This window comes from Streptomyces mirabilis, from assembly GCF_039503195.1.
Lineage (GTDB): Bacteria > Actinomycetota > Actinomycetes > Streptomycetales > Streptomycetaceae > Streptomyces > Streptomyces mirabilis_D.
This window is the reverse complement of sequence record NZ_JBCJKP010000001.1, coordinates 5,103,561-5,126,007: the sequence shown is the minus strand read 5'-3', so window position 1 is coordinate 5,126,007 and position 22,447 is coordinate 5,103,561. Positions and strand designations below refer to the sequence as shown.

The following is a 22,447-nucleotide window of genomic DNA, read 5'->3' as shown; positions in this document are numbered from 1 at the left end:
CAGGGAGGCAGCGCTCCAGTGGCTCCGGCCGCGGGCCGGACCCCGGCCGGATTCCGGAGCCGACCGGAGACGACAATCACGAGGCAAGGATTCGGTGAACTTCACCCGCTGGAGCGCCCGGCTCCCCGGAACGCAGCGCCGCGCCGCGGCGCGGACCGAACACACGGCCTCCCCGGACCGTCGAGGCGAGGGCTCCGTGCCCGCGGCCCGCGCCGAGCAGCTGACCGACGACGCACCGCCCGTCCCCGCCGTCGACGACCTGCCCGTGCGCGAGGTCCTCGACCGCGTCCCGGCCCTCGTCGCCCTCGTGCACGGCCACGACCACCGCGTGGCCTACGTCAACGACGCCTACGTGGCGGCCTTCGGCGCCCGACCCGTCGGTGACCCCGCACACCAGGCGCTGCCCGAGCTCGCGGAGATCGGCCTGCTCCCGCTCCTCGACCAGGTGCTGCGCAGCGCCAAGCCGCGCACCGTCAAGTCCCGCAAAGCCCCCGGCGGTCGCTCGTACACCTTCACCTGCACGCCCGTCGACGCCACCCCGGACGGCCAGGACGGCGGCGTACTCGTCTTCGCCACCGACGTCACCGACCACGCCGAGGCCGCCGAGCGACTGCGCGCCAGCGAGCGCCGCCAGCGCGAGACCGCCGTCACCCTCCAGCGCTCCCTGCTCCCGCAGGAGCTGGAAGAACCCGACGACCTGCGCGTCGCCGCCACCTACCAGCCCGGCGGCACCGAGGCCGCGGTCGGCGGCGACTGGTACGACGTGATCACCCTCGGCGGCGGCCGCACCGCGCTCGTCATCGGCGACGTGATGGGCCGCGGAGTGCGGGCCGCGGCCGTCATGGGCCAACTGCGCACCGCCGTACGCGCGTACGCCCGCCTCGACCTGCCCCCGCACGAGGTCCTGCAACTCCTCGACGGACTCGCCACGGAGATCGACGCCAACCAGATCGCCACCTGCGCGTACGCCGTCCACGACCCCAACGAGGGGCGGCTGGTGTACGCCTCCGCGGGCCACCTCCCGATCCTCGTCCGCGACGAGCACGGCACCGTGATCCGCGCCGACGAACCCACCGGACCACCGCTCGGCACCGGCGGCTGGATGCACGCCTCGGGCTCGGTCCCGCTGGGTCCCGGCTCCACGGCCGTCCTCTACACCGACGGCCTGGTCGAGCGCCGCAACGAGGACCTCGACGAGGGGATCGCGTCCCTGGAGCGCGCCCTCGCGGGGGCGACGGGCACGCCCCAGGTCGTCTGCGACCGCCTCGTCCGCTCCGCGGGCGTCACCGCCGACCACGACGACGACGTGGCCGTCCTCGTCCTCCAGCACCCCGCCCGTACGGGCCCCGACGGCGACCTCTTCCGCAACGCCGCCCTGGAGCTGCTGGGCGGGGTGGAAGCGGCTCCACGCGCGCGTGCCTTCGCCTCCGGCGTGCTGACGAGTTGGCGTTTCCCGTCCGACCTCCATGACCTCGGCGTCCTCGCCACCAGCGAACTGGTCGCCAACTCCCTCCAGCACGGCACCCCGCCGATGCGCCTTCGGCTGCGCCGTACCGACCGCCGCCTCATCATCGAGGTGACCGACGGCGACGACCATCTGCCGCGCCGGCGCCGCGCCGAGCCCGCCGACGAGGCCGGCCGCGGTATCGCCATCGTCGCGACGATCGCTTCCGGCTGGGGGTCACGGCGTACGCCCGGGGGAGGCAAGGCGGTCTGGTGCGAGTTCGCCCTCCCCCGCACCGCCGGCTGACCCCCTGCCCCGGGCGTGTTCCCCGAGAAGCAGGAGACGGCTGCCGCCACGGTGAAACGTGGTGACAGCCGTCGTACGGACTACGTACGAGCCTCCGTCAGGCGCTCGCCCGTACCGGCTCCGCGGGTGCCGCCCCGCCCTGAGCCACCACCCGGCTCTTCGCCAGCCACGGCTGGTTCTGTACGGGGCTGAGCTGCCGCCCGAGCCGCAGCGCCAGGAACGTGATGCCGAGCGAGAAGAACAGAAACGTCACGACGTACGGACCGTGCAGCGAGGCCCCCATCGGACCGCCCACCGCCGGACCGACGGCCAGCGCGAGCTGCTTCACCAGGGCGAAGGCGGAGTTGTACTGGCCGGCCAGTCCCGTCGGCGCGAGATCCGCGACCAGCGGCGCGACCGTCGGCGACAGCATCGCCTCACCGAGTCCGAACAGCGCGTACGTCGAGACGAACGCGGCCGTCGCCATCGTCCGGCTGCCGTGTCCCAGCCCCGCGTATCCGGCGGCCAGCCACGCCAGGGCCCAGATGAGGCCCACCGCCGCGATCACCCGCGACCGCTTCCGGCGCTCGACGAACTTCAGCACCGCGAACTGCGCCACCACGATCATCGCCGTGTTCGCCGCCATCGCCGTACCGAGCGCCGAGGTCGAGATCCCGGCCGCCTCGACGCCGTACGCCGACAGCCCCGACTCGAACTGCCCGTAGCAGGCGAAGAACAGCACGAAGCCCAGCACGGACAGCTGCACCATGGCCCGGTTGCCCAGCAGCTGCTTCCAGCTGCCGCCCTCGGCCTGCGGCGCGTCCCCCTCGATCCGCGGCGCGTGCGGCACCCGCACGGTCGCCATGATCACGACCAGCACCAGGAACATCGCCGCCTCGATCGCGAACAGCAGCGTGAACGAACTCGCGCGGGTCGTGTCGACGATGTGCCCGCCGATCAGGCCACCCACGCCGAGCCCGAGGTTCTGCAGGAAGAACTGTGTCGCGAAGGCGCGCGAGCGTGTGTCCGCCGTCGAGCAGTCCACGATCATCGTCGCCAGCGCCGGCTGCATGACCGCTTGTCCCGCACCGAGCGCCGCCGCCGACAGCAGTACGGCCGTGGAGTTGCTCGCGAGCCCCAGGCTCAGCGCCCCGAAGGCGGCGGTGACCAGGGCGGTGAGCAGGACGGGCAGCGGGCCGCGCAGGACGATGGCCCGTCCGGCGAACGGCAGCACCACGAGAGCGGCCACGGCGAAGACGGCGAGCACGAGGCCCGCCGTCATGGAGCCGAGTCCCCGTACCTGCGCCACATAGACGTAGAGGAAGGGGACGGTAAAGCCGAGCCCGAACGCTCCGAGTGCGTTGCCCACGTGGATCCGGCGCATCGCTGCGCCCATCGCCCTGGTCACTTTCACCTGCCTTGGTCGTGAAGCTTCGGCATGCATGGATGCAGACCTGAAGACTTCGAAGCTAAAGTTAGATATTGAACTGTACAGCTTCAAGGACTTCAACGCCAAGCGAGTCCGTGCGATACTTCGGACATGGGCGACACCCCCGGCCTCACTGCGCCGACAACCGAGCCGACACTCGACGAACAGATCGCCGCCTACCAGCGCGAGTTCCGGGATCTCGACCCCCAGGTCGAGAAGATCGTGGCGGCCCTCGGCCGCCTCAACCGCCGTATGAACGTCGCCTACGGCCGCCAGACCGCCACCCTCGGCATCAGCAACGCAGAGTGGGAGGTCCTCAAGGCCCTCGTCCTGTCCGGCGAGCCGTACCGGATGGGCCCCAGTGACCTCGCCAAGCGGCTGGGCCTGACCCCCGCCGCGATGACCCACCGGATCGACCGGATGGTCGCGGAGGGGCTGGTCACCCGGGAGCGCGACGAGTCGAACCGCGTCCGCGTGATCGTGGAGCTCACGGACGAGGGGCGCGAGAAGTGGCTGGAGGCCATGCGCCTCGCCACGGTCTTCGAGGAGGACCTCCTCCAGGACCTGTCCGCCGACGAGCGCGGTGTCCTCGGCGAGGTCCTGACGCGTCTTCTGCGACGCGTGGAGCACGCCCAGCCGGACGCCGGCGGCCGGCTCAGCGACCTCGATTAAAAGATCTTGACAGGGATGGTTGACACCACCCTGCTGGATCCGTAAGGTTCTTCGAGTTGCCACGGGACCGTAACGGTTCTGCGGCAGCACCTCCGCCGCAGAAGCGGCACCCCAACCACCAGCACGATCTCCCAAACGGGTGAATTCGGCGTGCCCGAATTCAATTCGCTTGGGGCGCGGCGGTCCGATTAGGAACTGCCGAGAGGATCCGCTAAAGTTTGGGACGTCGGAACGGCCCAAGGGCCGGGAAGACAAGCCCCGCTGACTGGGAATCAGGCCCGAAAGGATCTGATAGAGTCGGAACCGCCGGAAAGGGAAACGCGGAAGCGGAAACCTGGAAAGCGCCGAGGAAATCGGATCGGGAAACGGTCTGATAGAGTCGGAAACGCAAGAACAAAGCAGGACAGCAGGACCGAAGGGAAGCGCCCGGAGGAAAGCCCGAGAGGGTGAGTACAAAGGAAGCGTCCGTTCCTTGAGAACTCAACAGCGTGCCAAAAATCAACGCCAGATATGTTGATACCCCGTCTCCGGCCGATCGGCTGGGGCGAGGTTCCTTTGAAAAAGTCCTGCCGGGCATGGTCTCGGTGGGCGCACAGCGAGGACGCTGTGAACCGTGGGGATTATTCCTCCCTTCGGTTCCGCTCTCGTGGTGTCGTCCCGATTACGGGAAAACATTCACGGAGAGTTTGATCCTGGCTCAGGACGAACGCTGGCGGCGTGCTTAACACATGCAAGTCGAACGATGAAGCCCTTCGGGGTGGATTAGTGGCGAACGGGTGAGTAACACGTGGGCAATCTGCCCTTCACTCTGGGACAAGCCCTGGAAACGGGGTCTAATACCGGATAACACCTGCCCGGGCATCTGGGTGGGTTAAAAGCTCCGGCGGTGAAGGATGAGCCCGCGGCCTATCAGCTTGTTGGTGAGGTAGTGGCTTACCAAGGCGACGACGGGTAGCCGGCCTGAGAGGGCGACCGGCCACACTGGGACTGAGACACGGCCCAGACTCCTACGGGAGGCAGCAGTGGGGAATATTGCACAATGGGCGAAAGCCTGATGCAGCGACGCCGCGTGAGGGATGACGGCCTTCGGGTTGTAAACCTCTTTCAGCAGGGAAGAAGCGAAAGTGACGGTACCTGCAGAAGAAGCGCCGGCTAACTACGTGCCAGCAGCCGCGGTAATACGTAGGGCGCAAGCGTTGTCCGGAATTATTGGGCGTAAAGAGCTCGTAGGCGGCTTGTCACGTCGGGTGTGAAAGCCCGGGGCTTAACCCCGGGTCTGCATTCGATACGGGCTAGCTAGAGTGTGGTAGGGGAGATCGGAATTCCTGGTGTAGCGGTGAAATGCGCAGATATCAGGAGGAACACCGGTGGCGAAGGCGGATCTCTGGGCCATTACTGACGCTGAGGAGCGAAAGCGTGGGGAGCGAACAGGATTAGATACCCTGGTAGTCCACGCCGTAAACGGTGGGAACTAGGTGTTGGCGACATTCCACGTCGTCGGTGCCGCAGCTAACGCATTAAGTTCCCCGCCTGGGGAGTACGGCCGCAAGGCTAAAACTCAAAGGAATTGACGGGGGCCCGCACAAGCAGCGGAGCATGTGGCTTAATTCGACGCAACGCGAAGAACCTTACCAAGGCTTGACATACACCGGAAAGCATTAGAGATAGTGCCCCCCTTGTGGTCGGTGTACAGGTGGTGCATGGCTGTCGTCAGCTCGTGTCGTGAGATGTTGGGTTAAGTCCCGCAACGAGCGCAACCCTTGTTCTGTGTTGCCAGCATGCCCTTCGGGGTGATGGGGACTCACAGGAGACTGCCGGGGTCAACTCGGAGGAAGGTGGGGACGACGTCAAGTCATCATGCCCCTTATGTCTTGGGCTGCACACGTGCTACAATGGCAGGTACAATGAGCTGCGAAGCCGTGAGGCGGAGCGAATCTCAAAAAGCCTGTCTCAGTTCGGATTGGGGTCTGCAACTCGACCCCATGAAGTCGGAGTTGCTAGTAATCGCAGATCAGCATTGCTGCGGTGAATACGTTCCCGGGCCTTGTACACACCGCCCGTCACGTCACGAAAGTCGGTAACACCCGAAGCCGGTGGCCCAACCCCTTGTGGGAGGGAGCTGTCGAAGGTGGGACTGGCGATTGGGACGAAGTCGTAACAAGGTAGCCGTACCGGAAGGTGCGGCTGGATCACCTCCTTTCTAAGGAGCATCTAGGCTGCCGGGCTTGCCCGGTGGTCCAGGGCCATTACGTCGGCACACGTTCGACGGTGGTTGCTCATGGGTGGAACGTTGATTATTCGGCATCTTCAGTCATCTCAGGCTGTGAGTACTGCTCTTCGGGGCGTGGAAAGCTGATCATGAGTGGCGGGGGTTGCCGGGCACGCTGTTGGGTGTCTGAGGGTACGGCCGATTGTTGGCTGCCTTCAGTGCCGGCCCCAGTGCACTCGATCCGGAAGGTTCGGGGTGATGGGTGGTTGGTCGTTGTTTGAGAACTGCACAGTGGACGCGAGCATCTGTGGCCAAGTTTTTAAGGGCGCACGGTGGATGCCTTGGCACCAGGAACCGATGAAGGACGTGGGAGGCCACGATAGTCCCCGGGGAGTCGTCAACCAGGCTTTGATCCGGGGGTTTCCGAATGGGGAAACCCGGCAGTCGTCATGGGCTGTCACCCATACCTGAACACATAGGGTATGTGGAGGGAACGCGGGGAAGTGAAACATCTCAGTACCCGCAGGAAGAGAAAACAACCGTGATTCCGGGAGTAGTGGCGAGCGAAACTGGATGAGGCCAAACCATATGCGTGTGAGACCCGGCAGGGGTTGCGTATGTGGGGTTGTGGGATTTCTCTTTCACGGTCTGCCGGCCGTGAGACGAGTCAGAAACCGTTGATGTAGGCGAAGGACATGCGAAAGGTCCGGCGTAGAGGGTAAGACCCCCGTAGTCGAAACGTCAACGGCTCGTTTGAGAAACACCCAAGTAGCACGGGGCCCGAGAAATCCCGTGTGAATCTGGCGGGACCACCCGCTAAGCCTAAATATTCCCTGGTGACCGATAGCGGATAGTACCGTGAGGGAATGGTGAAAAGTACCGCGGGAGCGGAGTGAAATAGTACCTGAAACCGTGTGCCTACAAGCCGTGGGAGCGTCGCGCATTGAGTTTACTCAGTGCGTCGTGACTGCGTGCCTTTTGAAGAATGAGCCTGCGAGTTTGCGGTGTGTTGCGAGGTTAACCCGTGTGGGGAAGCCGTAGCGAAAGCGAGTCCGAATAGGGCGATTTAGTAGCGCGCTCAAGACCCGAAGCGGAGTGATCTAGCCATGGGCAGGTTGAAGCGGCTGTAAGAGGTCGTGGAGGACCGAACCCACCAGGGTTGAAAACCTGGGGGATGACCTGTGGTTAGGGGTGAAAGGCCAATCAAACTCCGTGATAGCTGGTTCTCCCCGAAATGCATTTAGGTGCAGCGTCGTGTGTTTCTTGCCGGAGGTAGAGCACTGGATAGGCGATGGGCCCTACCGGGTTACTGACCTTAGCCAAACTCCGAATGCCGGTAAGTGAGAGCGCGGCAGTGAGACTGTGGGGGATAAGCTCCATGGTCGAGAGGGAAACAGCCCAGAGCATCGACTAAGGCCCCTAAGCGTACGCTAAGTGGGAAAGGATGTGGAGTCGCACAGACAACCAGGAGGTTGGCTTAGAAGCAGCCACCCTTGAAAGAGTGCGTAATAGCTCACTGGTCTAGTGATTCCGCGCCGACAATGTAGCGGGGCTCAAGCGTACCGCCGAAGTCGTGTCATTGCAGCAATACGCCCAACGGCGGCTGTGATGGGTAGGGGAGCGTCGTGTGCCGGGTGAAGCCGCGCCGGAAGGCAGTGGTGGACGGTTCACGAGTGAGAATGCAGGCATGAGTAGCGATACACACGTGAGAAACGTGTGCGCCGATTGACTAAGGGTTCCTGGGTCAAGCTGATCTGCCCAGGGTAAGTCGGGACCTAAGGCGAGGCCGACAGGCGTAGTCGATGGATAACCGGTTGATATTCCGGTACCCGCTGTGAAGCGTCAAACATTGAACCAGGCGATGCTAAGTCCGTGAAGCCGCCCCGGAGCCTTCGGGCAAAGGGGAGTGGTGGAGCCGACGGACCAGACCTGCAGTAGGTGAGTGATGGGGTGACGCAGGAAGGTAGTCCATCCCGGGCGGTGGTTGTCCCGGGGTAAGGGTGTAGGCCGTGCGATAGGTAAATCCGTCGCACATCAAGGCTGAGACCTGATGCCGAGCCGATTGTGGTGAAGTGGATGATCCTATGCTGTCGAGAAAAGCCTCTAGCGAGTTTCATGGCGGCCCGTACCCTAAACCGACTCAGGTGGTCAGGTAGAGAATACCGAGGCGTTCGGGTGAACTATGGTTAAGGAACTCGGCAAAATGCCCCCGTAACTTCGGGAGAAGGGGGGCCATCACCGGTGATGAGTCTTGCACTCTGAGCTGGGGGTGGCCGCAGAGACCAGCGAGAAGCGACTGTTTACTAAAAACACAGGTCCGTGCGAAGCCGTAAGGCGATGTATACGGACTGACGCCTGCCCGGTGCTGGAACGTTAAGGGGACCGGTTAGTCACTCTTCGGGGTGGCGAAGCTGAGAACTTAAGCGCCAGTAAACGGCGGTGGTAACTATAACCATCCTAAGGTAGCGAAATTCCTTGTCGGGTAAGTTCCGACCTGCACGAATGGCGTAACGACTTCTCGACTGTCTCAACCATAGGCCCGGTGAAATTGCACTACGAGTAAAGATGCTCGTTTCGCGCAGCAGGACGGAAAGACCCCGGGACCTTTACTACAGTTTGATATTGGTGTTCGGTTCGGCTTGTGTAGGATAGGTGGGAGACTTTGAAGCGGCAGCGCCAGCTGTTGTGGAGTCGTCGTTGAAATACCACTCTGGTCGTGCTGGATGTCTAACCTGGGTCCGTGATCCGGATCAGGGACAGTGTCTGATGGGTAGTTTAACTGGGGCGGTTGCCTCCTAAAGAGTAACGGAGGCGCCCAAAGGTTCCCTCAGCCTGGTTGGTAATCAGGTGTTGAGTGTAAGTGCACAAGGGAGCTTGACTGTGAGACCGACGGGTCGAGCAGGGACGAAAGTCGGGACTAGTGATCCGGCGGTGGCTTGTGGAAGCGCCGTCGCTCAACGGATAAAAGGTACCCCGGGGATAACAGGCTGATCTTCCCCAAGAGTCCATATCGACGGGATGGTTTGGCACCTCGATGTCGGCTCGTCGCATCCTGGGGCTGGAGTCGGTCCCAAGGGTTGGGCTGTTCGCCCATTAAAGCGGTACGCGAGCTGGGTTTAGAACGTCGTGAGACAGTTCGGTCCCTATCCGCTGCGCGCGTAGGAATATTGAGAAGGGCTGTCCCTAGTACGAGAGGACCGGGACGGACGAACCTCTGGTGTGCCAGTTGTCCTGCCAAGGGCATGGCTGGTTGGCTACGTTCGGGAGGGATAACCGCTGAAAGCATCTAAGCGGGAAGCCTGCTTCGAGATGAGTATTCCCACCCCCTTTGAGGGGTTAAGGCTCCCAGTAGACGACTGGGTTGATAGGCCGGATCTGGAAGGCGGGTAACCGCTGGAGGTGACCGGTACTAATAGGCCGAGGGCTTGTCCTCAGTTGCTCGCGTCCACTGTGTTGGTTCTGAAACCACGAACAACCCCATTCCCAGGGCCACTGGGTGTGGTGCGGTATTCACAGTTTCATAGTGTTTCGGTGGTCATAGCGTGAGGGAAACGCCCGGTTACATTCCGAACCCGGAAGCTAAGCCTCACAGCGCCGATGGTACTGCAGGGGGGACCCTGTGGGAGAGTAGGACGCCGCCGAACAAATTTTGAGAAGAGCCCCAACTTCGGGTAGGTACCCGAAGTTGGGGCTTTTTTGCGTTCACTCCGGTGTCCGGCTGCGGAGGCGGCGGGTGCATGCGGGGGCCGGACACCAGCCCCCGCATGCACGCACTCGGTTCCTTGCAGGCGACCCGGTTACTTCAGGCGGGACGACGCGACGATCGAGACGATGTGCGCGGGGACCAGCAGCCAGACGATCGCCGTCACGGCCACGGTCGCGATCTTCGTCGCCGTCAGGTCGCCGAGCGCCAGGTCGACGATCGCCGTCACGAGCAGCAGGATGGTGCACTCGATGCCGTTGACCAGGCGGTGGAGGCCGACGGCCGAGGTGAGGCGGCGGACTCGGGCGAGGCCGCTGGAGCGCGGGACGACGGACTGGTCGGTGGCCTTCTGCATGCCGCTGTCGGAGCGGGCCACGTGGACGAGATCCGAGGACGACTTCAGGAGCAGCACGCCGATCGCGGCCGCCAGGCCGGCCACCAGGTAGAGGTTCAGGCCGAGTTCGGCGGCGCGGATGCCCATGCCGACCATGACCGCGGCGTCGGCGAGGTAGGCGCCGAGGCGGTCCAGGTAGACGCCGAGCGGGCTGAACTGGCGTCGCCAGCGGGCCACTTCGCCGTCCACGCAGTCCAGGAGCAGATACAACTGCATGAAGAGGACGGACAGTACGGCCCCGCCCAGGCCGGGGACGACCAGGGCGACACCGGAGAGTACGCCCGCGAAGACCATGACCGTCGTGATCTGGTTCGGCGAGACGCGGGTGCCCAGCATCAGCCGGGTCACCCGCAGGGAGAGCGATCGCATGTAAAGGCGGCCGGCCCAGTGTTCCGCCCTGCTCTCCAGCTTGCCCGCGGGGTGGATGACCTCGCGGAGTTCCTCTAGTTGGACCTTGGTCATGCGGCTTTCTCCCCTGGGATCAATGTGAGTACAGGGAAGAGCATGACGGGGTACCGGACGGCGGGGATCGGCAGGGTGGAATTCAGGTGAGCGAGGTCGGACGCGAAGACTACGGTGGGTTCCATGAACCATGTGATTCGTTCCATAAGGGCCGACGAGTGGCCCGCGGTCAAGGAATTGAGGCTTACTGCGCTGCGGGACCCGGTGGCGCATCTCGCGTTCCTGGAGACCTACGAGCAGTCGGCGGCCCGGCCCGACTCGTTCTGGCAGGAGCGGGCGGCGGGTGCCGCCGAGGGGGACGGGGCGCGGCAGTTCGTCGCGGTCGGGCCGGACGGGGGGTGGGCGGGTACCGTGGTCATGCTGGTCGAGAAGGCCGGGCAGCGGGACTTCTTCGATGCCGTGATCGACCAGGACCAGGGGCATCTGGTCGGTGTCTTCGTGCGGGCCGAACACCGGGGGAGCGGTGTGACGGACGCGCTCGTCGACGGCGCTCTGGCTTGGGCCTGGGAGGGCGGGCTTGAACGTGTACGGCTGTTCGTGCACGAGAAGAACGGACGCGCCGAGGCCTTCTACCGCAGGACGGGGTTCGTGCCGACCGGGGGATCCGTGGCATCCCAGGGGAACGAGGGGACCCGGGATCTGGAGTTTGTGATCGCCAGGCCGTAGGTGTCGTCAGACCGGGAGTTCGTGCTGGGGCCAGCGGGCCCTGGCCTGCTCCTGGGAGCGGAGGAGGGCCAGGGTGGGCAGGCCCTGGTCGGCTCCGGTGGCGAGCAGCTCCGGGAGCTGGGGGAGCGGGGCCACCGCGGCGACGTCGTCCAGGACGAGGGCAAGTGGTGGGTCGAGGCGACCGGAGGATGACCGTTCGGCCATGCGCCGGCCGCGCTCGACCACGCTTGAGGCGAGGGCCGTCAGGAGCGGCATCGCGCCGGGGTTCGCCTTGGGGTCCTCGATGGGTTCACCGACCACATAGAGCGTGCCCCCTTCGTTGACGAAGGAATCCAGCACGAGGGCGTCACTTCGGTTCGGGGTGCAGGATTCGCGGACGTTGACCGTGAAGAGGGCGGACAGGGCGCGGGCCGTCAACTCCTGCGCTATGTCGCGGCGTTCCGGGTGTGAGGTGAGGGCGGCCTCGAGTTCGCCCGCCGCGCCGGAGGCGGCCTTGGGGTTCGTGCGGAGGGCTCGTACGGCGTCCTGTACCTGGGTGCCCTGGGCCCAGCGGTGGACGTGGCGGAAGGCCTTGCCCTCCACCGCGGCGGCGTGCAGATAGCTGCGCAGGAGCGTTTCGGCGACGTCTGCCATGGCCTGGTCGACCTTGGCGGTGGGGCGTACGGGGCCGAGGAGGGCGATGGCTCTCGACGCGGCCGTCGCCTTGTCCTCGCAGCCGGTGGAGGGGGACCAGTGGAGGCGGGCCGGGGTGTCGCAGAGGTGGGAGGGGTCGTAGAGGAGGACGGGGCCGAGTTTGGCTCTGGCGTCCTTGGTTTCCGACCAGATGGCGGGGTTGGAGGTGACCACCAGGGCGGGGCCGTCCGCGTCTCGTACGGCTTGGGTCGCGGTGGTGTGGCGGCTTTCCGGTGGGGCGAGGACGAGTGCGGCGGTGGTGCGATCTCTTTCCCACCCAGCCACCCGTCTACTGTCCGCTGCCAAGGCGGCCGACGCGGGCTGCTGTGGTTCCGCCTCTGCGGGTAGCGGCTCCGTCGGTTCCGGCGCTGGGCGCTGCACCGGAACCTCAAGCTGCGCCGGGGGCGGTTCGGGTACCGGAGCCGGGGTCGGTACCGGCGCCGGTACCGGTCTCGCGTAAGCCCCCGCCCTGCGTCTCGCTCGGACCGCACGCCACCGTGCCCACGTCCCCATCACGAAGATGGCCATCACGACCAGCACCATCAGCTGGCCGATGAACAGGCCCCAGAAGAGCCCGTACCCCGAGAGCTGGTCCGCGGGGGTGTCCGGCCAGGCGCCCGTCACGTCGTGCGGGTGCCCGATGAGGTGCCGCAGAGCCAGCGGCGTACGGGCGAAGGTGACCGCGTTCGGCCAGGCGCCGTGGGTGAACCAGCCGGCGAGCCCGGTGGCCGACCAGATCAGGAAGGTCATGCCGAGAAGGAAGGCGAGCACCCCGACCAGCAGGCCGTCCGGGATGCCGCCCTCGCTCTCCGCCTTGCGGCGGTCCCGCCCGTCCCGGCTCATCTCACGCCACCGTGGACTCGGACGAGCCGTCGAGATCGGCGAGGTGCTGCTCCACGAAGGCCGCGGCACGCTCCTCGGCCTCGAGTTCGGCGGCGCGCAGCGCGTCGTCGGCGAGGTGGTCGGCGGAGGACTCGGTCATGGCGCGGTCGGTGAAGACGAGGGGGCGTTCGGTCTCGGTGATGAGATGTTTGACCACCTGGACGTTGCCGTTGACGTCCCAGACGGCGATACCGGGCGTCAGGGTCGGGATGATCTCGACGGCCCACCGGGGCAGGCCGATCACCCGGCCCGTCGCCCGTGCCTCGTCCGCCTTCTGGGCGTAGATCGTCCGGGTGGACGCCATCTTCAGGATCGCGGCCGCCTCCTTGGCCGCCGCGCCGTCCACCACGTCGGACAGGTGGTGGACGACCGCCACGAAGGACAGACCCAGGCGTCGGCCGAACTTCAGCAGGCGCTGGAAGAGCTGGGCCACGAAGGGGCTGTTGATGATGTGCCACGCCTCCTCCACCAGGAAGATGCGCTTCTTGCGGTCGGGGCGGATCCAGGTGTGTTCGAGCCACACGCCGACGATCGCCATCAGGATCGGCATGGCGATGGAGTTGCGGTCGATGTGGGACAGGTCGAAGACGATGAGCGGGGCGTCGAGGTCGATGCCCACCGTCGTGGGGCCGTCGAACATGCCCCTGAGGTCACCGTCGACCAGGCGGTCGAGGACCAGGGCCACGTCCAGGCCCCACGCCCGTACGTCGTCTATGGCGACGTTCATCGCCTCGGCCGACTCCGGCTCGGGGTGCCGTAGCTGTTCGACGATGTCCATCAGGACGGGCTGGCGCTCGAGGATCGTCTCGTTGACATAGGCGTGTGCGACCTTGAGGGCGAAGCCGGAGCGCTCGTCGAGGCCGTGGCCCATCGCGACCTCGATGATCGTGCGCAGCAGGGCCAGCTGGCCCGTCGTCGTGATCGCCGGGTCGAGCGGGTTGAGGCGGATGCCCATGTCCAGGGCCGCTGTCGGGTCCAGGCGGATGGGAGTTATTCCCAGCTCTTCCGCGATGAGGTTCCACTCGCCGACGCCGTCCTCGCCCTGTGCGTCGAGCACGACGACCTGGCGGTCGCGGAAGCGCAGTTGGCGCAGGACGTAGGTCTTCTCGAGCGCCGACTTGCCGTTGCCGGACTCGCCGAGCACCAGCCAGTGGGGCGCGGGGAGCTGCTGGCCGTACAGCTGGAAGGGGTCGTAGATGTAGCCCTTCCCGGAGTACACCTCGCGTCCGATGATGACGCCCGAGTCGCCGAGGCCGGGTGCGGCGGTCGGCAGGTAGACCGCCTGGGCCTGGCCCGTGGAGGTGCGCACGGGCAGGCGGGTCGTCTCGACCTTGCCGAAGAGGAAGCCCGTGAAGGCGTCCGTCGCGGCGGACAGCGGATCCCGCATCAGAACATCAGCTCCTACCTGCGGATTCCGGTGGCGAACGGCAGTGTGTTGACGAAGGCCCGGTGGTGCTCGCGGTCGCACCACTCCAGCTTCAGATACGACTTTCCGGCGGAGGCGCGGATGGTGCGCTTGTCGCGGGCGAGGGCCTCCGGGGAGCGGGAGCTGACCGTGATGTAGCCGACGAGGTTGACGCCGGCGGCGCCGCTCGCGAGGTCCTCGCCGCGCTGGTCCAGGCGGTTGTGGGAGGCGATGTCGCGGGGGTCGACCGTGCGGTTCATCTTCAGCTGGCGGCTGGCCTCGGCGTCGTCGTTCGTCTTCTCCGTCAGCATGCGCTCGATGGCGACCTCGGTCGGTTCGAGGTCCATCGTGACGGCGACGGTGCGGATGACGTCCGGGGTGTGGACCAGGAGCGGGGCGAGGAAGTTCACGCCGACCGGGGTCATCGGCCATTCCTTCACCCAGGCCGTGGCGTGGCACCAGGGGGCGCGGGTGGAGGACTCGCGGGTCTTCGCCTGGAGGTAGGTGGGCTCCATGGCGTCGAGCTCGGCCGGCCAGGCATTGCGTTTCGTCATCGCCTGGATGTGGTCGATCGGGTGGTCGGGGTCGTACATGGAGTGCACGAGGGAGGCCAGTCGCCCCTGACCGAGCGGCTGGCGTACGCGGATGTCGGCTTCCTGGAGGCGGGAGCAGATGTCGGTCAGCTCGCGTGCCATGACGACGGCGAGCCCGGCGTCGCGGTCCAGCTTCTTGCCGCCCTGGGGACGGGCGGCGCGCGCCATGGCCTGGGCCTCGGCGGCGAGTTCACGGTTGTAGTGCATGCACGCGACGAGGTAGGCGCGGTGCTGCTCGCTGCTGGTGGACACCATGGACTGGAGCTGGTCGTAGGACTGCTGGAGCCAGGCCGGTGCCTTCTCGTCCCCGCGCTGGGAGACGTCCTTGGCGTGGGCGTCCGGGTCGGCGGGGAGCGTGCGGGCGAGCATCTGGAGGCGGGTGACGAAGCCGTCGCCGTTCGCCACGTGCTTGAGCAGCGTGCCGAAGCGGTCGACGAGGGCCTCCTGGTCCTCGCTGTCGCGCAGGCCGACGCCCGGGCCCTCGATCTCGATCGCGGCGGTGACGGTGCGGCGGTCGGCGTGCAGGAGTACGGCGATCTCGTCGGGGCCGAAGGGGGCCGCGAGCCAGGAGATCCGGCCGATGCCGGGCGGCGGCCCGACCTCGACCTCCTTGCCGTCCAGACGCGTACCGGCCTCCTGGACGCTGCTGCGGTACGCCGTGCCGCTGCGCAGGTTGCGCTTGTAACTGCGGTTGATCTCGAACCACTTGTAGAACGTGCGGCGCTTGTAGGGGACGTACACCGCGGCGATGGCCACCAGCGGGAAGCCCATCAGCAGCACGATCCGCAGGGACAGGACGGGGACGAGCAAGCCGCACATCATGCCGAGGAACGCGCCCGCGATGATGAGCGCGATCTCGCCGGACTCGCGGTTCCGGCCGACGATCGCGTTCGGCCGGGCGCGGCCGATCAGATATGTACGGCGGGGCGTGACCGGATGGGACACGTGGGAATCGGTCGTCAACGCCCTTCACCTCCCGTGCGGTTGGTACTGCTGCTGTTGCGGGTGTTGCCGGTACGTGGTGGGGGTGCGGCGGAGGGGACAGACCCGCCGCCTCCGTTCGGCGTACGGGTGCTGTGGGCGGACACGCCTCCGGAGACGGGGTTCGCGGGGCGCGGCTGGCTGTTGCCGCCGCCTGCGCCGCCTCCGCCGTTGTTGTCGGCGCGGGTGCTGTGGGTCTTGATGCCCTGGGCGACCAGGGTGGCGGGGGAGCTGATCACGGCCGCGGCCTTGCCTTCGGCGCCCTGCATGATGCGGTTGTTGCGGCCGTTGGCGATCTCGTCGCCGAAGCCGGGCACGAAGCGGTAGATCATCGCGCTGGCGAAGATGGCGAGCAGGATGATCGCGAGGCCGGAGACGACGGCGGAGAAGGAGTCCGGGCCGCCGTTGGTCGACAGCGCGCCGGCGAGGCCCAGGACGATCACGATGACCGGTTTCACCAGGATGACGGCGATCATGATGCCGGCCCAGCGGCGGACGTGGCCCCACAGGTTCTTGTCGACGAGCCCGGCGTAGACGACGGTGCCGAGCAGGGCGCCGACGTACAACAGGGCGGCGCGGATGACGAGCTCCAGCCACAGCACGCCCGCGGCCAGGATCGACACCAGGGAGACGACGATCAGCATGATCGGGCCGCCGCCGATGTTCTGGCCCTTGGCGAGGGCACCGGAGAAGGTGCCGAAGAAGGTGTCCGTCTGGTTGCCGGTGGTCTTGGCGAGGACGTCGGTGACGCCGTCGCTCGCCGAGACGACGGTGTAGAGGATCAGCGGGGTGAACGCCGACGCCAGCACCGTGAGCCAGAGGAAGCCGATCGCCTCGGAGATCGCGGTGCCGAGGGGAACGCCTCGCACCGCCCGCTTCGCCACGGCCAGCAGCCACAGGAGGAGGGTGAGGATGGTGGACGCGGCGAAGACCACGGCGTACTGCTGGAGGAACTTCTGGTTCGTGAAGTCGACGTTCGCCGTGTCCTTGACCGCCGCGGAGAGCTTGTCGATGGTCCAGGACGCGGCTTCGGCGCAGCCCTTGGCCAGCGAGGAGAGGGGGTCGAGCGTGGAGGTGGTGCCGGGGTCGGTGGTGACACCACTGGTGCTGCCCTTTTCGCAGTACTTCTTGGCCTCGCCGGAGATGAGCCTGCACGAGTCGGCCGAGGCGCTCGCGCTCGCACTGGGACTGGGGCTCGGGCTCGGGCTCGGTGGAGCCGCGTAGGCGTGGGATGCCAGCAGAACGACCGCGGTCTGTACGGCCGCGACGGCGCCGGTGAGCTTGAGTACACGGCGCGGGCTACCGGGCATAAGTGAACCCTCCGTACTCCTCGATGACCTTGCTGATCTCGTCGGAGGTGGCGGCCTTGTCGTCGCCGGGGACCGGGGCGGGGCCGTCCTTCTGCGAGTCGGTGACGATCTTCCAGTCCCCGCCGGACCACTGGAGCTCGAAGGTCCACGTCTTCCAGGTCGAGGTGACGGGGTCGGTCGAGTTCTGCGCGGACATTCCGATGAGGCCCAGGTACCAGACCGACACCTTGGCGTCGGTGGCGCTGTACCGCTCGACCTTGCTGCCGACGGGGATCGTGCGGGAGACGAAGGTGCTGCCCTGGGGCGCGTTGCCGGCCGTGTCGAGTCCCAGTTTGTTGAGGAAGCCCGTCGAGTAGGCGTCGTCCAGCGGGCCCTGGAGTCGGCCGGCCGCGGCGGAGGTGTAGAGGGTGTCGACCAGGTTGTGCCGACCGGCCTTCTGGAACATGGTCGTCGACCCCAGCGCCACCGCGTAGTTCGCCGCCGCGCTCTGCGCGCCCTGCTCGCTGTGCGTGAACCCCGTGGGGATGCCCCCGGTGTTCGTGTCCACCGGGCGTTGGCCCGAGGGGGCCGTGGGGGAGGTCTTGCCGGCGTTGCCGTCTCCGTTGCCGCTTCCGGAGGAGGAAGAGGAATCGTCTCCTCCACGGTTCGCGAAGGCGATGGCCGCGATGAGGAGGACGACGACGCCGACCACCGTCACCAGGCTCCGCGAGGAGGAGCGGCCGCGGCGGGCGCCGCCGTAGACGTCTCCGGGGCGGTCGGGCAGGCGGGTCCGGGTCTGGCCCGTGCCTCCGTATCCCCCGTCGTCGCCGCGGGAGCCGTCCCCGTATCCGGGTTCGTCACCGAGACTCATGTCGCGTACGCCCCCTCAACCTCTTCCTGAACCGCGTAGTACGACGGTAGCCGTGCTGGTTCCCGCGCGGACGCGGTGTGGTGACTCGACATCAGGGAAACGCAACCTCAGCCGGTGGGCACGACGGACGGGTGGGTCGGACAGGGAAGGAGGAGACGAAGTGAGGAGCCGGGTGCCCGGCCGAAGCTAGACGGCCATGCCGTACACGATGGTGAAGAGCGTGCCGAGGGAGCCGATGATGAAGACCCCGGTGAGGCCCGCGATGATCAGACCCTTGCCCTGTTCGGCGCTGAACGTGTCGCGGAGCGCCGTGGCTCCGATGCGTTGCTTCGCCGCTCCCCAGATCGCGATCCCGAGGCAGAGCAGGATGGCGACGGCCATCACGACCTGGATCATCGTCTTGGCCTCGTTGCCCAGGCTGCCGAAGGGACCCCAGTCCGGGGCGATTCCGCCGATGATTGTGGTGATGTCGCCCTTGTCGGCTGCGAAAAGCATGTAAGTCACCGCCCCTAGTGGGTAGTTCTGCACCCCCTGCCACTGTGCGCAGAGGTCGGGCCCATTCTCGCCGACAATGCCGCTGTCGTATGTCGACTTGGCGTCATTGATTGGCGGTTTTCGTACGAATCCCTTGTCACCGGCGTACGCGGGCCCCTTTCGGGAGGCGTGCGACGGTATGCAAAGAGTCGTATGGTCACTCTGTGTATCACGGCTGGTCACGCCGGGCAATGAAGTCGAACCGGAACCTGTGGTGTGGTTCCGTCGTTAACCCCTTCTACGACGAGTGCGGGGCGGTCACCCCACCGCTCCTCGCAGCATCCCTGCGTGCCCGTCGTGTTTCTGACGGGTCGTCGAGCCGATGTTCTCCGGGTCGTGCGTCCGCCCGATGTGGACGCACGGCCGCTGCCCCGAAGGCTATCCCCGTCGCCGTGGCGCACGGAAACGGGCCGCGGCTGGTTGCCGCGGCCCGTTCCCCGCACTGCCGGAGGATCCCCACGTCCTCCCCGGCAGTTCCCCCCGCTTTCCCGTGCTTTCGGAGGTTTTTCGTGTCTCCGGCGGTCAGCCGGTGAAGGCCGCGACTCCCTCCGGGGTGCCCCAGCCGGTCGGGCCGTCGTAGCCGGACTTCGCGGTGCACAGATAGCTGGAGCCGCAGCTGCCGTTGCTGCCGGAAGTGACGTCGTTGAGGGCCGAGGTGCCGGCCGACGCGTAGGGGAAGGACGCCGGGTAGGAGCTGCTGGAGGGGGTGCCGCCGAGGGCGTACACACCGGCGATGATCGGCGAGGACGCGCTCGTGCCACCGAAGGTGTACCAGCCGGCCGTGACCCCGTAGGAGTCGTACACCGAGACGCCGGTGGCCGGGTCGGCGACGGCCGAGACATCGGCGATGGTCCGCTTCGAGCAGCCCGTGTCCGTCTGCCAGGTCGGCTTCGCGTCGTAGGCGGAGCAGCCGGAGCCGGTGCCCTCGGTGCTGCTGGTCTCCCAGACGCTCTCGGTCCAGCCGCGGCTGTTGGAACTGGTGGACAGGGCGGTGCCGCCGACGGAGGTCACGTACTTGGAGGCGGCCGGGTACTCGGCGCCGTAGCCGGAGTCACCCGCGGAGACGGTGATGGCGACGCCGGGGTGGTTGAAGTACGAGGTGTCGTAGGAGGTGTCGGAGGAGGACTCCGAGCCGCCGTAGCTGTTGGAGACGTACTTCGCGCCCAGGGTGACGGCCTCGTTCACCGCCTTGCCGAGGTTGGCCATGGTGGCGGAGGTGGCCTCGACGAGCAGGATGTTGCAGTTCGGGCAGATGGCGCTGGCCATGTCGACGTCGAGGGAGATCTCCTCGGACCAGCCGGCGTCACTGGAGGGCAGGGAGGTGGTCGAGCCGGTCTGGCTGACCTTCTTGAAGCAGCCGTTGGCCGTGGTGCAGGCCGACAGGCCGTAGTACGAGCGGTACTTGGCGAGGTCCGCCTCGGCGTTCGGGTCGTTGTACGCGTCGACGATCGCGATGGTCTCGCCCGAGCCGTTGGAGGCGGCGGCGGAGGTCAGGCCGTAGGCGCTCTGGAGGTTGCTCGGCCCGTACCCGGACGGGGTGGCGGCGTCGGCGGCCTTCGGAGTGACGGCGTCCGCGTGGGCGTTGGCCTTCTGGAAGGCGGTCGCGCCGCCGGTGACCCGCAGCGCCTTGCAGGCCATCTGGCCCTTCGCGGGGGTGGAACAGGCTGGGCTCCACGTCACCTTGGAGGAGGTGGAGGTGGCCGCGGGGGTGGCCTTGGCGGCCGGGGCGGCGCTCGCGGGGCCCGCGGCGCCGAAGCCGGCGAGGACGAGAGCCGCGGTGCCGACGGCGGCCGCTCCGATACGGCGCCACCTGCCGCGTTCGGCGGGTCTGGCAGGCTCTTGGGGATTCGAGGTACGCAACGGACAGCCTCCTGAGAGTGTTTGACAGGGGCAGTGCGGGTGCGCCGCCGGTGCGGTGTCCCCGGCGGAGGGCCGAGCGGCCCGCCGATGACCATCCTCTTGTTGAGTACGTGACAACAAGAGCCGTCTGGAATCCTGACTTCCGCATTACCGAACGAGGCCGCCGCGTTACTCCTCGATGGCCGCTCGATGGACGGCGACTGAGCGCCACTTGACTCAACTCACAGCCAGGTCAAGGGATTTACCAAAGTTTCCGACCGGGTGGACGTGATGACGAACGGGCCGCGGCAGGCTGCCGCGGCCCGTCTCGGGCGCCGCCGGTGGATCCCCACTCAGTCCGTCGCCCGGCGGCTCCGTGCCGTGCGGAGGGTGATGCGATCAGCCGGTGAAGGCCGAGACTCCCTCCGGGGTGCCCCAGCCGGTCGGGCCGTCGTAGCCCGACCTGGCGGTGCAGAAGTAGCTCGTGGAGCAGGAGCCGTTGCTGCCCGACGTCACGTCGTTGAGCGCGGACGTGCCGGCCGAGCCGTACGGGAACTGCGCCGGGTACGAGCCGCTGGACGGGGTGCCGGCCAGGGCGTACACGGCCGCGATGATCGGCGAGGAGGCGCTGGTGCCGCCGTAGGTGACCCAGCCGGTGCCGTCGCCGTAGGTGTCGTAGACCGAGACGCCGGTGGCCGGGTCGGCGACGGCCGAGACGTCCGCGATCATGCGCTTCGAGCAGGAGGTGTCGGTCTGCCAGGTCGGCTTCGCGTCGTAGGCGGAGCAGCCGGAGCCGGTGCCCTCGGTGCTGCTGGTGTTCCACACCTTCTCGGTCCAGCCGCGGCTGTTGGAGCTCGAGGAGAGGGCGGTGCCGCCGACGGAGGTCACGTACTTGGAGGCGGCCGGGTACTCGGCGCCGTAGCCGGAGTCACCCGCGCTGACCGTGATGGCGACGCCCGGGTGGTTGAAGTACGAGCTGTCGTAGGAGGTGTCGGAGGAGGACTCCGAGCCGCCGTAGCTGTTGGAGACGTACTTCGCGCCCAGCTTGACCGCCTCGTTCACCGCGGTGCCGAGGTTGGCCATGGAGGAGGACTTCGCCTCGACCAGCGTGATGGTGCAGTTGGGGCAGACGGCGCTGGCCATGTCGAGGTCGAGCGAGATCTCACCGGCCCAGCCGCTGTCGGCGGAGGGCAGGGAGGTGGTCGAGCCGGTCTGGCTGACCTTCTTGAAGCAGCCGTTGGCCGTGGTGCAGGCCGACAGGCCGTAGTACGAGCGGTACGCGGCGAGGTCGGAGGCCGCGTTCGGGTCGTCGTAGGCGTCGACGATCGCGATGGTCTCGCCCGAGCCGTTGGAGGCGGCGGCGTCGGTCAGGCCGTAGGCGTCCTGGAGGTCGCTGGGGCCGTAGCCGGTGGGGGAGTCGGCGGCGGCCTTGGGGGTGACGGCGTTCGCGTGGGCGTTGGCCCGCATGAAGGCGGTCGTGCCGCCGGTCACACGCAGCGCGTTGCAGGCCATCTCCCCCTTCTTCTTGGGCTCGGCGCAGGAACGGGTCCAGGTGACCTCGGTGGAACCGGCCTTGGCGGCGGTGCTCTTGCTCACGACGGTTTTCGTCGCGGTCGTGCCGACCGCCGCGCTCGCGTCGACGGCGGTGCCGAAACCGGCCACCAGGAGGGCGGCGGTGGCGGCGGCCGCGGAGCCCAGGCGGCGCCAGTTGCTGCGTGCGGCCGATCTGTTGCCGGGTGTGGGGGACGTGGGGGGTATGGGGGGTGTAGTACGCAACGTACAGCTCCTGAGAGAGGGTGACAGGGGCGGTGCGGGTGCTGTTGCCGTCGGTGCGGTGTCCCCGGCGGCCGGGCCGCGTGACCCGCGTAGACACTTGCTTGTTGAGTACGCGACAAACAAGAGTGATCTGGAATTCTGACTTCCGCCTTACCGAACCCGGGTGATCGGGTTACCCCTCAATGGCCCCTCGATGGCTGGAAGTTGACGTCGACTTGACTCGCCTCACGGACCGGCTGTGCATCGGGTCAGGCGCGAGTGGCGACGGCGGACGCCGCCGCCCGTGGGGGCCGCGGGTCGCACGAACGCGGCGTACACGGGGGCGGCGACGGCCGAGAGAC

13 protein-coding genes and 3 rRNA genes are annotated in these 22,447 nt (G+C 67.0%); 6 read left to right on the top strand and 10 right to left on the bottom strand.

The window, feature by feature from the left end:
• Positions 1 to 94 precede the first annotated feature (94 nt).
• Positions 95 to 1,750, top strand: coding sequence for an ATP-binding SpoIIE family protein phosphatase (locus AAFF41_RS23675; protein WP_343324602.1), 1,656 nt, complete (start codon positions 95 to 97; stop codon positions 1,748 to 1,750).
• A 97-nt stretch (positions 1,751 to 1,847) separates the two neighbouring features.
• On the opposite strand, the gene AAFF41_RS23670 is transcribed toward AAFF41_RS23675, so the two are convergent.
• On the bottom strand, positions 1,848 to 3,125 hold the full coding sequence (locus AAFF41_RS23670) for an MFS transporter (RefSeq protein ID WP_319754703.1): 1,278 nt from the start codon (positions 3,123 to 3,125) through the stop codon (positions 1,848 to 1,850).
• Between the two features lie 144 nt (positions 3,126 to 3,269).
• Here AAFF41_RS23670 and AAFF41_RS23665 point away from each other — a divergent pair, with 144 nt between their 5' ends.
• From AAFF41_RS23665 to rrf, 4 genes are all read left to right on the top strand, one after another.
• Positions 3,270 to 3,830 (top strand): MarR family winged helix-turn-helix transcriptional regulator, encoded by a 561-nt coding sequence (locus AAFF41_RS23665; RefSeq protein WP_054230573.1) that lies wholly within the window; start codon positions 3,270 to 3,272, stop codon positions 3,828 to 3,830.
• A gap of 674 nt (positions 3,831 to 4,504) precedes the next feature.
• Positions 4,505 to 6,030: ribosomal RNA gene (locus AAFF41_RS23660) — 16S ribosomal RNA — on the top strand.
• A gap of 318 nt (positions 6,031 to 6,348) precedes the next feature.
• Positions 6,349 to 9,472 (top strand): 23S ribosomal RNA (locus AAFF41_RS23655).
• 94 nt (positions 9,473 to 9,566) lie between these two features.
• Positions 9,567 to 9,683, top strand: a 5S ribosomal RNA gene (gene rrf, locus AAFF41_RS23650).
• The 16S, 23S and 5S rRNA genes sit together here, the layout of an rRNA operon.
• Positions 9,684 to 9,836: 153 nt before the next feature.
• Here rrf and AAFF41_RS23645 read toward each other — a convergent pair.
• Complete coding sequence (locus AAFF41_RS23645; protein WP_054232199.1) at positions 9,837 to 10,598, bottom strand: CDP-alcohol phosphatidyltransferase family protein; 762 nt, start codon at positions 10,596 to 10,598, stop codon at positions 9,837 to 9,839.
• A 123-nt stretch (positions 10,599 to 10,721) separates the two neighbouring features.
• Between AAFF41_RS23645 and AAFF41_RS23640 the strand changes: the two genes are divergently transcribed.
• The gene (locus AAFF41_RS23640) at positions 10,722 to 11,264 is read left to right on the top strand and encodes a GNAT family N-acetyltransferase (protein WP_319753596.1); all 543 of its coding nucleotides are present in this window, start codon (positions 10,722 to 10,724) and stop codon (positions 11,262 to 11,264) included.
• A 6-nt stretch (positions 11,265 to 11,270) separates the two neighbouring features.
• On the opposite strand, the gene AAFF41_RS23635 is transcribed toward AAFF41_RS23640, so the two are convergent.
• From AAFF41_RS23635 to AAFF41_RS23600, 8 genes are all read right to left on the bottom strand, one after another.
• A complete protein-coding gene (locus AAFF41_RS23635; protein ID WP_319753597.1) occupies positions 11,271 to 12,779 on the bottom strand; it encodes a type IV secretory system conjugative DNA transfer family protein in 1,509 nt (502 codons plus the stop codon).
• Between the two features lies 1 nt (position 12,780).
• The gene (locus tag AAFF41_RS23630; protein WP_075026905.1) at positions 12,781 to 14,205 is read right to left on the bottom strand and encodes an ATP-binding protein; all 1,425 of its coding nucleotides are present in this window, start codon (positions 14,203 to 14,205) and stop codon (positions 12,781 to 12,783) included.
• Between the two features lie 14 nt (positions 14,206 to 14,219).
• On the bottom strand, positions 14,220 to 15,779 hold the full coding sequence (locus tag AAFF41_RS23625) for an SCO6880 family protein (protein WP_319753598.1): 1,560 nt from the start codon (positions 15,777 to 15,779) through the stop codon (positions 14,220 to 14,222).
• Positions 15,776 to 17,107, bottom strand: coding sequence for a hypothetical protein (locus tag AAFF41_RS23620; protein ID WP_319753599.1), 1,332 nt, complete (start codon positions 17,105 to 17,107; stop codon positions 15,776 to 15,778). Before AAFF41_RS23620 ends, AAFF41_RS23625 begins: the two co-directional genes overlap by 4 nt.
• A complete protein-coding gene (locus AAFF41_RS23615; RefSeq protein ID WP_319753600.1) occupies positions 17,097 to 17,957 on the bottom strand; it encodes a DUF8175 domain-containg protein in 861 nt (286 codons plus the stop codon). Before AAFF41_RS23615 ends, AAFF41_RS23620 begins: the two co-directional genes overlap by 11 nt.
• A gap of 186 nt (positions 17,958 to 18,143) precedes the next feature.
• Complete coding sequence (locus tag AAFF41_RS23610; RefSeq protein WP_054232206.1) at positions 18,144 to 18,452, bottom strand: hypothetical protein; 309 nt, start codon at positions 18,450 to 18,452, stop codon at positions 18,144 to 18,146.
• A gap of 561 nt (positions 18,453 to 19,013) precedes the next feature.
• A complete protein-coding gene (locus AAFF41_RS23605; protein WP_319753601.1) occupies positions 19,014 to 20,351 on the bottom strand; it encodes a S53 family peptidase in 1,338 nt (445 codons plus the stop codon).
• Positions 20,352 to 20,729: 378 nt separating this feature from the next.
• A complete protein-coding gene (locus tag AAFF41_RS23600; protein ID WP_425526149.1) occupies positions 20,730 to 22,106 on the bottom strand; it encodes a S53 family peptidase in 1,377 nt (458 codons plus the stop codon).
• Positions 22,107 to 22,447 lie beyond the last annotated feature (341 nt).